This window comes from Mycobacterium sp. NGS57, from assembly GCF_059812405.1.
The window spans coordinates 1-12,725 of the sequence record NZ_JCALCP010000004.1; the positions used below are offsets into that span (position 1 = coordinate 1).

The 12,725-nt window shown below is 67.3% G+C and carries 10 protein-coding genes; 5 read left to right on the forward strand and 5 right to left on the reverse strand.

The window, feature by feature from the left end; all coding sequences use genetic code 11:
- Positions 1–69: 69 nt before the first annotated feature.
- On the reverse strand, positions 70–2,013 hold the full coding sequence (locus AC5Y43_RS08790) for a fumarylacetoacetate hydrolase family protein (RefSeq protein WP_499971566.1): 1,944 nt from the start codon (positions 2,011–2,013) through the stop codon (positions 70–72).
- Positions 2,010–4,277 (reverse strand): ATP-dependent DNA ligase, encoded by a 2,268-nt coding sequence (locus tag AC5Y43_RS08795; protein WP_499971568.1) that lies wholly within the window; start codon positions 4,275–4,277, stop codon positions 2,010–2,012. The genes AC5Y43_RS08790 and AC5Y43_RS08795 overlap by 4 nt, the downstream gene beginning before the upstream one ends.
- Before the next feature lie 47 nt (positions 4,278–4,324).
- Between AC5Y43_RS08795 and AC5Y43_RS08800 the strand changes: the two genes are divergently transcribed.
- Positions 4,325–5,242, forward strand: coding sequence for a carbohydrate kinase family protein (locus tag AC5Y43_RS08800; protein ID WP_499972193.1), 918 nt, complete (start codon positions 4,325–4,327; stop codon positions 5,240–5,242).
- A gap of 74 nt (positions 5,243–5,316) precedes the next feature.
- Positions 5,317–6,246: a non-homologous end joining protein Ku gene (ku, locus tag AC5Y43_RS08805; protein ID WP_499971570.1), complete on the forward strand. Its 930-nt coding sequence runs from the start codon at positions 5,317–5,319 to the stop codon at positions 6,244–6,246.
- An 18-nt stretch (positions 6,247–6,264) separates the two neighbouring features.
- Here ku and pstA read toward each other — a convergent pair whose 3' ends face one another.
- From pstA to pstS, 3 genes are read right to left on the reverse strand one after another with little or no spacing between them, the layout of a single operon-like run.
- Positions 6,265–7,176, reverse strand: coding sequence for a phosphate ABC transporter permease PstA (pstA, locus tag AC5Y43_RS08810; RefSeq protein WP_499971572.1), 912 nt, complete (start codon positions 7,174–7,176; stop codon positions 6,265–6,267).
- Positions 7,173–8,165 (reverse strand): phosphate ABC transporter permease subunit PstC, encoded by a 993-nt coding sequence (gene pstC, locus AC5Y43_RS08815; protein WP_499971574.1) that lies wholly within the window; start codon positions 8,163–8,165, stop codon positions 7,173–7,175. The genes pstA and pstC overlap by 4 nt, the downstream gene beginning before the upstream one ends.
- 12 nt (positions 8,166–8,177) lie before the next feature.
- On the reverse strand, positions 8,178–9,299 hold the full coding sequence (pstS, locus tag AC5Y43_RS08820) for a phosphate ABC transporter substrate-binding protein PstS (protein WP_499971577.1): 1,122 nt from the start codon (positions 9,297–9,299) through the stop codon (positions 8,178–8,180).
- Positions 9,300–9,509: 210 nt separating this feature from the next.
- Between pstS and AC5Y43_RS08825 the strand changes: the two genes are divergently transcribed.
- The 3 genes from AC5Y43_RS08825 (at position 9,510) to AC5Y43_RS08835 (ending at position 12,697) form a co-directional block, all read left to right on the forward strand.
- On the forward strand, positions 9,510–10,301 hold the full coding sequence (locus AC5Y43_RS08825) for an SDR family oxidoreductase (RefSeq protein ID WP_499971579.1): 792 nt from the start codon (positions 9,510–9,512) through the stop codon (positions 10,299–10,301).
- A 17-nt stretch (positions 10,302–10,318) separates the two neighbouring features.
- Positions 10,319–11,395, forward strand: a complete 1,077-nt coding sequence (locus tag AC5Y43_RS08830; protein ID WP_499971580.1) for an NAD(P)H-dependent amine dehydrogenase family protein — start codon at positions 10,319–10,321, stop codon at positions 11,393–11,395.
- A 75-nt stretch (positions 11,396–11,470) separates the two neighbouring features.
- Entirely contained in the window at positions 11,471–12,697 is a 1,227-nt protein-coding gene (locus AC5Y43_RS08835) for an Nramp family divalent metal transporter (RefSeq protein ID WP_499971582.1), read from the forward strand.
- Positions 12,698–12,725: the final 28 nt, after the last annotated feature.

Sequence of the window (12,725 nt, forward strand, 5' to 3'; positions counted from 1 at the left end):
GCAACCCGCTCCGCCTAACCGTCAATTTCGCAACAGCCCGGAAACGCGTTGCCAGTTGCACTTTCGCGGTCATGGAGAGTGTTTGGCCAGCCACTCGGCCTGCATCACCAGCAGCGCCATGACTTCCAATTGCGGTGTGTCGGGGTCGAGTTCGCGGTAACGCTGGTAGACGTTGACGACGACGCGCTCGGCGTCCAGCCACGTCGCGTACTCGCCGAGGTCGATGGTGTCGGCGGCCTCGGCCCACGACAGTCCCCTGCGGTGGGCGGCCTCGGCCTGCTCGGCGACGTGTGCGAGATAGCTGCGCACCGCGCGGATCCCGTCCGGGTCGGTGACCGGGCCGTGGCCGGGGACCACGGTGGGGGCGTCCAGCGCGATCATCGCGTCGCACGCCGCGATCCAGTTGCCGATGGGGCCGGCCCACACGATCGGGGTGCAACCGATGAACAGCAGGTCGCCGCCGAACAGGACGCCCGCGTCGGGCACGTGCACCACCGAGTCCGCGGCGGTGTGGGCGGGGCCCAGGTTCAGCAGGTCGATGCGCCGCCCACCAACCTCGACCGTGAGGTCGCGCTCGAAGGTCTGGTCGGCGTTGCGCAGGGTGATGCCACTGAAGTCGAAGTGCCCGAAGCGATCCCGCGTGTACGGGGTCGCGACCGGACCCAGGTTGGCGGTCTGCGCCATGGCCAGCATCTCGGGCGCCATCCCGTGCGCGATCTCGTCGGCGGTGCCCCGGGCGGCGAGGATGCGCACCGACGCGTCGAGCAGTTGGTTGCCGTGGGTGTGGTCGCCGTTGGAATGGGTGATCAGCGCGTCGGTGATCGGCGCGGACGAGGTGATGGGCCGCATCGCCGCCAGCATTTCGCGGGTCAGCGCCAGGTCGAACAGGGTGTCCACGAGCAGCGAGGCGCCGTCGCCGGCGATCAGCCCGGCGTTGCTCCATCCGTAGCCGCCGTCGGGCAGGGTCCACGCCCATACCCGGTCGGCGACCTCGTGCAGGCCGCGGGTGTAGGGCACCTGCGCCGGCGCCCGGTTGACCCGGGCCGGGGCGGGGGCGGCGTCCGGGTTGGGTCGCGCGGGCAACGGGTGCGGGGCGGCGCTGGCGCGCACGGTTTGCCGGGTCTCCCCGAGGCCCTCGACTTGCAGCGTGACGACGTCGCCGTCGCGCAGCCAGCCCGGAAATGATTCCAACGCGGCGGGATTGAGGTGCTCGACGAGCGTGCAGGTCGGCACGGTCCCGGAGCCGATGACGTCGCCGGGCGCCAGCGTCACGCCGCGCGAGACATACGAGATGACCTCACCGAAGGTCCAGTCCATCTGGGCGGTCGATCCGGAACCGATTACGCGGTCGTTCACCAGGGCGGTCACCCGCAGGTCGAGCCGGCCGTCGCGGCAGTAGGGCTCGAGCTCGTCGGGGGTGACCAGGTACGGGCCCAGCGTGACCCCGCTGTCCTTGCCCTTGCCCTGCCCGATCGCGAGTTGGCTCTCCAGCTGCTGCAGGTCGCGCGCGGACCAGTCGTTGAAAATGGTGTAGCCGATGATGGCGGCTTCGGCCTGCTCGACGGTCAGGTCCCGGCCGGTGGCGCCGATGACCGCCGCGATCTCCAATTCGAAGTCCTGCCAGGCGCTCCCGGGCGCGGATGGGGCATCCTCGTAGGGACCCAAAACCGTTGCCGGGCAGGCGAAGTAGAAGGCAGGGATGCGGTACCAGGTGTCGGCGAGCGCGCGGCCGGCGCCCAGCGCCGCCTGGCAGTTGCGCATGTGATCCAGGAAGCACAGCGAGTCGCGAATCGACGGCGGGCGCGGAATCGGCGCGAGCAGCGTCACCTCGTCGAGTCGCGCGACCGACGCCGGCGCACGCAATGCGTCCTCGCCGGCCGCCCGCAGCCCGTCGGCGCCGCGGGCGATCAGTTCGAGCAGCGTTACGCCCGGAGGCGTCGCGTGGATGGAGTCATCGGACAGCACTCCGGTGCGTTCGCCGGCCGACGAGTCTCGGTAGGTCACCCATCTCATTCGCGTACCACCTCACTGGGTTTCTTGTCCGGCCGCAATCCACGCCAACTCGATTGGCGCAGGCGCTCATCCGGGGTCCATTCGCTGTAGCGCACCTCGCCGACCAGGACCGGCTCGACGTACGTCACGCCCCGCGCCTCGCTCCTGGGCAGTGGCGGGTCGAACGGGGACTGCTCGGTGTGCAGCGGCGCCAGCGTCTTCTTCAGGCTCGCGAGGTCGCGTTCGGTGAAGCCGGTGCCCACCCGCCCCGCGAAGCGCAGCCCGCCGCCGCCCGGGATGCCCATCAGCAGCGAGCCGATGCCGCTGGTGCGCCCCCCTTCCCCCGCCTTCCAGCCGCCGATGACGACTTCTTGGGTGTTCCAGTGCTTGTCCTTGATCCATGACGCCGAACGCCGTCCCGGCTGATAGGTGGAGTCACGTTTCTTGGCGACCACGCCCTCCCAGCCCTGGTCGAGCGAGTGCTCGAGCGCGGCCGCCCCGTCGCCGGGCAGCAGCTCGCGAACGATCAGATCGCCTGCGCCCGCGAGGGTTTCCAGCAACTTGCGCCGGTCGGAGTAGCGCGCCCGCAGCAGCGAGCGGCCGTCGAGGTAGAGCAGGTCGAACGCCCAGTACTCCACGTGGCTGCCGCGGCCCCGGTTCTGCATCGCGTGGAAGCTGGGCACCCCGTGCTTGTCCAGGACGACGGCCTCGCCGTCCAGTACCGCGTGATGGTCGGCCAGATCGGCTGCCAGTGAACGCAATTCGGGGTATTCCTTGGTGACCTCGCGGCCGCGCCGCGACCGTACCCGCACCGTACCGTGATCGGCCTCCACCAGCAGCCGGTAGCCGTCCCACTTGCCTTCGAATGCCCACTGACCGGCCTTGAGGGCCGACACCGGACCCTCCGAGGCGAGCATCGGGGTGATCGTGTCGAACTCGAAGACCTTCTGGTCCTTCATCCGGTGCGCCAGCCATTGGTCACCGTTGGTTTGAATCAGCGCGTAGCGCCCCGAGATTCGGCTGCCGTGCAGGTTGACGATTACCTCGTCCTCGTCGAACTTCTCGGTGTCGTAGGTGCCGGCGTCCCAGATGACCACCCGGCCGGCACCGTACTCGCCCTTGGGGATGACGCCCTCGAAGCTGCCGTATTCCAGCGGGTGGTCCTCGGTGTGCACCGCCAGGTGGTTGACGGCCGTAGTCTCCGGCAGGTTTTTAGGCACCGCCCACGACACCAGCACGCCGTCACGCTCCAGCCGGAAATCGTAGTGCAGCCGGCGGGCATGGTGTTCCTGGATGACGAATGTATTACCGTGCCCCGCAGTGGGTTTTGCATCCGGTACCGGCTCGGGGGTTTTCGAGGCGTCCCGCATGCTGCGGTATTTGGCCAGCCGATCGCTGATCGGAGCGTCGGAATCCAGCGCGTCCAGCAGGTCCCCGTCGCGGGCCACGCGGTCGAGCACCTCGTCGTAGCGCAGTTGCCGCAGTTCGGGGTCTTCCAGTTCCGCCCAGGTGCGTGGGGCCGCAACCGTCGGGTGCTCGCGCCCGCGCAGCGAATACGGCGCGATGGTGGTCTTCGACCCGTTGTTCTGGCTCCAGTCCAGGAACACCTTGCCGGCCCGCAGGCTCTTGGTCATGGTCGCGGTGACCAGTTTGGGCATCGTCTGTTCCAGTTGCTGCGCAACACGTTTGGCCAGCACGGTGGCGCCGTTGCTGCTTACCGGGTCGTCCAGCGGCGCGTAGAGGTGCAGCCCCTTGCTGCCGCTGGTGAGCGGGAACAGCGTCAGCCCGATGCCGGTGATCAGCTCCCGAACGGCGTGGGCGACCTCGCACAGCTGCGGCATCGTCACCCCTTCGCCGGGGTCCAGATCGAACACCAATCGGGTTGCCGGGCCGGGCTTGAGTTCTTCGGCCCGGCTTCGGGTCCACTCGGCGACGAACCGCCACTGCGGCACATGGACCTCCAGCGCCGCCTGCTGCGCGATCCAGGCCAGCCCGTCGGTGCTGTCGATGATCGGATACGTCGTCGTGCCGGACCGGTGGGTGACGCTGGCCCGCGGCAGCCAGTCGGGCGCCGAGGATGCCAGCTGCTTTTCGAAGAAGGACTCCTGCTCGACGCCGTTAGGCCACCGCTTGCGGGTGGCCGCGCGCCCGGCGATGTGTGGCAGCATCACCTCGGCGATGCGGGTGTAGTAGTCAAAAATATCGGCCTTGGTGGTGCCCGTCGCGGGATAGAGCACCTTGTCGGCGTTGGTCAGCTTGACCCGTGCCTGCGGTGTCGCACCCATAACGTCAACTTAGTTGTTTGCGTTGGCGCGCCGGTACCGTCAACACCGTGGTGCGCGGGCTGGTGATCGGCGAGGCGCTGATCGACACCCTCGACGGCCGCGCCGAGCATGTCGGCGGCAGCCCGCTCAACGTCGCCGTCGGGCTGGCCAGGCTGGGCCGCGACGTCGACTTCTTGACCCACATCGGTGACGACGAACGGGGTCGCCGGATCGCGGATTACGTGAAATCCTCAGGCGCGCAGCTGGCTCCGGGCAGCGCCTCGGCCGACCGCACGCCGACCGCCGTGGTGACGATCGCCGACGACGGGTCGGCAACCTACACGTTCGACCTGCAGTGGCAGCTTTCCGGCACGCCCGAAGTAGCACCGCCGCTGCTCGTGCACACCGGATCGATCGCGGCCGTTCGCGAGCCCGGCTGCCTGGCGGTCGCGGCGCTGCTCGACGCCTATCGGGTATCGGCCACGATCAGTTTCGACCCGAATGTGCGCCCGTCGCTCATCGCCGACCGGGGCCTGGCCCGCGACCGCATCGTCCAGCTCGTCGAGCGCAGCGACATCGTCAAGGCCAGCGACGACGACCTGCGCTGGATCGATCCCGGCCACGACCCGGAGTGGACCGCCCGGGCTTGGTTGGCGGCGGGACCCGCCGTCGTCGTGGTGACGATGGGCTCACGTGGCGCGATGGCGCTGTGCGCGGCCGGTGAGGCCCGGGTAGCCGCCCGGCCGGTTCGGGTGGTGGACACCGTCGGCGCGGGCGACGCGTTCATGGTCGGCCTACTCGACACCCTCTGGGAGCAGGGGCTGTTGGGCGCCGACCGGCGAGACGCCCTGGGCCGGATCGGACTCGATGCGCTGACGGCGGCGCTGGAACGCGCAGGCCGGTCGTCGGCGCTGACGATCGGCCGAGCCGGTGCCGACCTACCCGACCGCGCCGCAATGCGGAATCGATCGGACTCACGGCCTTAGTTTTGCGGAGCCAGCAAACACCCGGCGGCCCCGCATGCTGTTAGACGGCCAACAGTATGGGCATACTGATGCACATGCGCTCCATCTGGAAGGGTTCGATCGCGTTCGGGCTGGTCAACGTCCCGGTCAAGGTGTACAGCGCCACCGAGGACCACGACATCAAGTTCCATCAGGTGCACGCCAAGGACCATGGCCGCATCCGCTACCAACGCGTGTGTGAAAAGGACGGCGAGGTCGTCGAATACCGCGACATCGTGCGCGCCTACGAGTCCGACGACGGTCAAATGGTCGTGATCACCGACGACGACATCGCGACACTGCCCGAAGAACGCAGCCGTGAGATCGAGGTGCTCGAGTTCGTCCCGGCCGAGGAAGTCGACCCGATGCTGTTCGACCGCAGCTACTTCCTCGAGCCCGATTCCAAATCATCCAAATCCTATGTGCTGCTGGCCAAGACGCTCGCCGAGACCGACCGGATGGCGATCGTGCATTTCACGCTGCGCAACAAGACCCGGCTGGCCGCGTTGCGCGTCAAGGACTTTGGCAAGCGCGACGTGATGGTTATCCACACCCTGTTGTGGCCCGACGAGATTCGCGATCCCGATTTTCCGGTGCTGGACAAGAAGGTCGACATCAAGCCTGCGGAGCTCAAGATGGCCGGGCAGGTGGTGGAGTCGATGGCCGAGGACTTCAACCCCGACCGCTACCACGACAACTACCAGGAGCAGCTGCACGAGTTGGTCCAGGCCAAACTCGAAGGCGGCGAGGCGTTCACCGCTGAAGAGCGGCCCAAGGAACTCGACGAGACCGAAGACGTCTCCGACCTGCTGGCCAAACTGGAGGCCAGCGTCAAGGCGCGCTCGGGTGGCGGCCCGACCAATAAGGCACCGGCCGCAAAGGCATCGGCCAAGAAGGCACCGGCAAAGAAGGCGCCCGCAAAAAAGTCCAGCGCAAAAAAGGCACCGGCCAAAAAGGCCCGCTCCAAGACCGGTTCAAAGTCCTAGCCCTGCCCCGAAAAGAGCTCAGCGCCGCCGAGTCGCCAGGAAGCGGAACAACGCGGCCAGCAGGTTGATCACCGCCACGATGATGATCAGGCTCAGCGCGGCACCCCAGATCCGCAGGAAGCCCGCGCGCTCGGGATTGGTCAGCTCGGTGTAGATCAGCAGCGGCAGCGAGGCCATGTTGCCGTGGAAGATGTCGACGTTGATGGAGCGGCTGTAGCCCACCAGCACCAGCACCGGCGCGGTCTCGCCGATGACGCGCGCTACCGAGAGCAGGACCCCGGAGACGATGCCGGGCATCGCGATCGGGATGACGATCCGCACAATGGTTCGCCACTTGGAAACGCCCAGCGCAAAGCTGGCTTCGCGCAGGTCGTCGGGCACCAGCCTGAGCATTTCCTCGGTGGAGCGCACCACCACCGGCAACATCAGCAAGACCAACGAAAGCGCCACGGCAAAGGCGCTCTGCTGGAAGCCCAACGTGGCGATCCAGAGGCTGAAGATGAACAGCGCCGCCACGATCGAGGGCACCCCGGCGAGCACGTCGACCATGAAGGTCGTCACCCGCACCAGCCGGCCCGACCCGTATTCCACCAAGAACACCGCGGTCATCAGGCCCAGCGGCACGGACAAAACGGTGGCAACGCCCGCCTGCACCATGGTCCCGTACAGCGCGTGGTACACGCCGCCGGCGAACTCCTCGGGCAGCACGCCGCGCAGTGAGTGGGTCCACCAGCCCGACCGGGTGACCGCGTACCATCCGCGCGCGACCACAACCCCCAGCACCCAGATCAGCGGTACCAGGGCCACGGCGAACGAGGCGACGAAGAACGTGGTCGCCGCGCTGTTCGTGAGCCGCCGCCGCAGGCTCAACGGACGGAACGGCTCCGGTTTGACCGGCAGGTCGAACGCATCGACGCTCGAGGCGGTCATGTGTTGACCTTCCCGCCCGCGATCGCGCGAGCGGTCGCATTGACGATGAACGTCAGGACGAACAGGGCGAATCCGGCGGAGATGTAGGCGCCGGTGGGCAGCGGTTCGCTGAATTCGGCTGCGGCGGAAGCGATCTTCGAAGCGAACGTGTAGCCGCCGTCGAAGAGAGACCAGCTGCCGGCGCGGGCGGCCGACCGCAGGATGATCAGCACGGCCACGGTCTCGCCCAGGGCGCGGCCCAGCCCCAGCATGGACGCCGCGATCACGCCGCTACGGCCGAACGGCAGCACGGTCATGCGCACCACCTCCCACTTCGTGGCACCCAGCGCCTGCGCCGCCTCCATCTGGATTTGTGGGGTCTGCCGGAACACTTCGCGCGATACCGACGTGATGATCGGCAGGATCATCACCGACAAGACGATGCTGGCGGTGAAGATGGTGCCACCGCCGGCCAGGGACACGTTGCCCTGCTTGAACAGGAAAAACCAGCCCAGGTTGCGATTGAGAAACGTCGCAACCGGTTCGAGTTCGGGCGCCAACACGAAAATTCCCCACAGCCCGAAGATGATCGACGGCACCGCGGCCAGCAGGTCGACCATCGCACCGAACGGCCGCGCGAGCCGCTTGGGCGCGTATTGGGTGAGAAATACCGCGATCCCGACCGCGATCGGTACCGCCAGCACCAGCGCGCTGAGCGAACTCAGCACCGTGACCATGAACAAGTCACGGATGCCGAATTCCAGGTGGGTGGCCTTGGTGGTGTTGAATTCGGCGCTGGTGAAAAAGTTCGCGTGGTTCGCCCGCAGCGACGGGACGGCACGCACCAACAAAAACACCGCGATCAGCACGATCGCGATCACGATCGTGGTGCCGGCGGCCGCGGCGACCAACTTGAACAGCCGGTCGCCGCGGCGCGCCTTGCGCGTGTCAGTCGCCTTCAGCCCAGGCGGATTTCGGGTCGACGAACTGGCGATGCCTCCTCGGGTCATGACATCCCGGGATCAGCCGATCGCATTGACCGATGCCGACAACTTCGACTTGAACGAATCCGGAATGGGGATGTAACCGTTGTCCGCCAATCCATTTTGGCCCGCGCCGATGGTGCTCTGCAGGAACGCCTTCACGGCCGCACCGACCTGCGGATCGGGATACTTCGAGCACACGATCTCGTAGGTCGCCAGCACGATCGGGTACGAGCCGGCCTGGGTCGGCTTGTAGAACGAGTTGGTGTCGAGCACCAAATCGTTGCCCTGCCCGCTGACGGTGGCTCCGGCGATCGTCTTGCCGACCGAGTCGGTGCTGATCGCGACGGCATCGGGGCCGGCCGAGGTGACGATCTTGGCCATGTTCAGGTTCTGGGCCTTGGCGAACGACCACTCGTTGTAGGTGACCGATCCCTCGGTGGCCTTGATGGCGGCCGAGGTGCCGTCGTTGCCCTTGGCGCCCTCACCGACGCCGCCGTTGAAGGTCTTTCCGGCGCCCTTCCCCCACGCGCCGTTGGAGGCCGCGTCGAGGTAGTGCTGGAAGTTATCCGTGGTCCCGGACTGATCGTTGCGGAAGACCACGTGGATCGGCTCGGACGGCAGGGTGGTTCCCGCGTTGAGGTTCTGGATCGCCGGGTCGTTCCAGGTGGTGATGGCGCCGTTGAAGATCTTCGCCACGGTCGGACCGTCCAGGCTCAGCGAACTCACGCCGTTGACGTTGTAGGTGATCGCAATCGGACCGAACACCACCGGCAGGTTCCACGCCGGGGAGCCGCAGCGCTGCTGGGCGGCCGTGTACTCGTTGGGCGCGAGCGGCGAATCCGAGCCGCCGAGATCGGTGATGCCGCCGTTGAATTCGCTGATTCCGGCGCCGGAACCGTTGGCGGTGTAGTCCAGTGTCTGGCCGGAGCAGGCCTGCTGAAACGCGTTGACGAAGCGGGTCATCGCGTTGGCCTGGGCCGTCGAGCCGCTGGCCTTCAGCGTCTTCTTCCCGCCGCAACTCACCTTCCCGGTCGACGCGCCCGACCCGCCGGTCGAAGCACCTCCACCGTTCGCATTGTTGTCGCTGCCACACCCGGACAACACCAGCGCGCCGCTCGCCAGAATGCTCAGTGCAGCGCCAAATCGGTTCAGTTTCAATTCACTTCCTTAACAGTAGGGATGAAACATCGCCATCTCTCGCAGGCACGTAGCTAACAGTAACAAGGTTAGCGTTCGGGCAATTGCGATCGGCGAACCCCTTGCATCGGCCCGCCCATATGACAAACTAGAACCTGTTTCAGAAATGCCATTATCGGAGCCGGCGAGGTTTGCTAGCGTGTCGCCGACGACGCAAACAGAAAGGCCGCAATGATCCTGGACAGGTTCCGACTGGACGACAAGGTCGCCGTCATCACCGGTGGCGGCCGCGGCCTGGGCGCGGCCATCGCGGTCGCGTTTGCCGAGGCAGGCGCCGATGTCGTCATCGCCTCGCGCACCCAATCCCAACTGGATGCCGTCGCCGAGCAGGTCCGCGCCACGGGCCGCCGCGCCCACGCCGTCGCCGCCGACCTCGCCCATCCGGAGTCGACGGCGCAGCTGGCCGGTCAGGCCGTCGAGGCCTTCGGAAAACTAGACATCGTCGTCAACAACGTCGGCGGGACCATGCCCAACACCCTGCTGACCACGTCGACCAAGGACCTCAAGGACGCGTTCACGTTCAACGTCGCCACCGCGCATGCGCTCACCGTTGCGGCCGCGCCGTTGATGCTGGAGCACTCCGGTGGCGGCAGCATCATCAACATCACGTCCACCATGGGCAGGCTGGCCGGGCGCGGCTTCGCCGCCTATGGCACGGCCAAAGCCGCGCTGTCCCATTACACCCGCCTGTCCGCGCTGGACCTGTGCCCGCGGATTCGGGTCAACGCCATCGCACCGGGCTCGATCCTCACCTCCGCGCTGGACGTGGTGGCCTCCAACGAGGAGCTGCGGGCGCCGATGGAGAAGGTGACGCCGATGCGCCGGCTCGGTGACCCCGTCGACATCGCCGCTGCCGCAGTCTATTTGGCATCCCCGGCCGGCAGCTTCCTGACCGGCAAGACGCTGGAGGTCGACGGCGGCCTCACGTTCCCCAACCTCGACATTCCCGTCCCCGACCTGTGAGACCCGAGGAGCCAGCCATGCCCATCCCCGTCGTCCAGTTGGGCACCGGCAATGTCGGCGTCCACGCGCTCAAAGCGCTGATCACCAACCCGGCGTTCGAGCTCACCGGCGTGTGGGTGTCGTCGGAAGCCAAGGCCGGGAAGGACGCGGCCGAGCTTGCCGGGCTTACGGATTCGACGGGCGTGCTGGCCACCACCGACCTGGACGCCGTGCTGGCCACCGGCCCGCAATGCGCGGTCTACAACGCGCTGGCCGACAACCGGCTGCCCGAGGCGCTCGAGGACTACCGCCGCGTGCTGTCCGCCGGAATCAACATCGTCGGCAGCGGGCCCGTCTTCCTCCAATACCCCTGGCAGGTGATCCCGGAAAACCTCATCTCGCCACTGGAAGATGCGGCGCGGAAGGGCAATTCGAGCCTGTACGTCAACGGCATCGACCCGGGTTTCGCCAACGACCTGCTGCCCATGGCCTTGGCCGGCACCTGCCAGAACATCCAGCAGATCCGGTGCATGGAGATCGTGGACTACGCCACCTACGACAGCGCCGCGGTCATGTTCGACGTGATGGGGTTCGGCAAACCCCTCGACGAGATCCCCATGCTGTTGCAGCCCGGCGTGCTGAGCCTGGCCTGGGGATCGGTGGTGCGGCAACTGGCCGCGGGACTGGGTGTCGAGCTCGACGAGGTCACCCAGACCTACGTCCGGGTGCCGGCGCCGGAGGACTTCGACATCGCCTCGGGGCACATCCCCAAGGGCAGCGCCGCGGCGCTGCGGTTCGAGGTGTTCGGCATGGTCAACGGCGATCCCGTCGTCGTCCTGGAACACGTCACCCGGTTGCGCGAGGACTTGTGCCCCGACTGGCCGCAGCCGGCCCAGCCCGGCGGCTCCTACCGCATCGAGATCACCGGCGAACCCAGCTACGCCGTGGACATCTGTCTGGGCAGCCGCGCCGGCGACCACAATCACGCCGGGCTGGTCGCCACCGCGATGCGGGTCGTCAACGCGATTCCCGCGGTGGTGGCCGCCCCGCCTGGCATCGTGACGACCCTCGACCTACCTTTGGTCCCCGGCCGCGGGCTCTACCTGCCGGGCTGATCGTCACCACAACATTCGGCTAACCTAACTTTCGTATTCGGTCGCTAAAACCAGCTGAAACGAGAGTCGACAACGTTGGCGCAGGGCACCCAGGCATCGCTCAGAGGGAGCTGGTACCTGCTCGGGCCGGCGTTCGTCGCGGCGATCGCGTACGTCGACCCCGGCAACGTCGCGGCCAACGTCAGCTCCGGCACGCAATTCGGCTACCTGCTGCTGTGGGTCATCGTCTTCGCCAACGTGATGGCGGGGCTGGTTCAATACCTGTCGGCCAAGCTGGGGCTGGTGACCGGGCGCTCACTGCCCGCGGCGATCGGCAAACGGATGAGCCGGCCGATCCGGCTGACCTTCTGGGCGCAAGCCGAAATCGTTGCCATCGCGACGGATGTGGCCGAGGTGATCGGCGGGGCGATCGCCCTGCGCATCCTGTTCGGCCTGCCGTTGCCACTCGGCGGGATCATCACCGGTGCCATCTCGTTGCTGCTGCTCGCGATCAAAGACCGCCGCGGGCAGCTTCTTTTCGAGCGGGTGATCACGGGTCTGCTGCTCGTCATCGCCGTGGGCTTTGCGGCCAGCTTCTTCGTCGCCACACCACCGCCCGGCGCGGTCCTGGGCGGCCTGCTGCCCCGTTTCCAGGGCCCCGAAAGCGTGCTGCTGGCTGCGGCCATCCTCGGTGCGACCGTGATGCCGCACGCGGTGTACATGCACTCGGGCCTGGTCCTGGATCGGCACGGGCACCCCGAGGCCGGCCAGGAGCGGCGCTGGTTGCTGCGGGTGACCCGGGTGGACGTCGTGCTGGCCATGGCGGTGGCCGGGACGGTGAACGCGGCGATGCTGCTGGTGGCCGCGATCAACCTGCAGGGTAATCACGAAACCGCGTCCATCGACGGCGCCTACACCGCGATTCACAACACGCTGGGGGCGGCGATCGCGGTCCTGTTTGCGGTCGGGCTGCTGGCATCCGGCTTGGCGTCGTCGTCGGTGGGCGCCTACGCCGGCGCCATGATCATGCAGGGATTGCTCCATCGTTCGGTGCCCATGCTGCTGCGCCGCCTGGTCACCCTGTGCCCCGCGGTGGCGATCCTGGCGCTCGGCTTCGACCCGACCCGCGCGCTGGTGTTATCGCAGGTCGTCCTGTCCTTCGGCATTCCGTTCGCGGTGCTTCCATTGATCCGGCTGACCAGTGACCGCGAGGTGATGGGAAGCGACGCCAACCACCCTGTCACGACGGTCATGGGGTGGGCGGTCGCGGTGCTGGTCAGCTTGCTCAACGTGATCCTGATCTGGCTGACCATCGCGGCCTGAGCTCCGCAAGGAACTCGCCCGATACGGC

Coding starts and splice junctions, on each gene's coding strand:
- AC5Y43_RS08795 (WP_499971568.1), bottom strand. CDS start 4,277: ATGGGTGCGACACCGCAGGCACGGGTCAAGCTGACCAACGCCGACAAG.
- AC5Y43_RS08790 (WP_499971566.1), bottom strand. CDS start 2,013: ATGAGATGGGTGACCTACCGAGACTCGTCGGCCGGCGAACGCACCGGA.
- ku (WP_499971570.1), top strand. CDS start 5,317: ATGCGCTCCATCTGGAAGGGTTCGATCGCGTTCGGGCTGGTCAACGTC.
- AC5Y43_RS08825 (WP_499971579.1), top strand. CDS start 9,510: ATGATCCTGGACAGGTTCCGACTGGACGACAAGGTCGCCGTCATCACC.
- AC5Y43_RS08830 (WP_499971580.1), top strand. CDS start 10,319: ATGCCCATCCCCGTCGTCCAGTTGGGCACCGGCAATGTCGGCGTCCAC.
- pstA (WP_499971572.1), bottom strand. CDS start 7,176: ATGACCGCCTCGAGCGTCGATGCGTTCGACCTGCCGGTCAAACCGGAG.
- pstC (WP_499971574.1), bottom strand. CDS start 8,165: ATGACCCGAGGAGGCATCGCCAGTTCGTCGACCCGAAATCCGCCTGGG.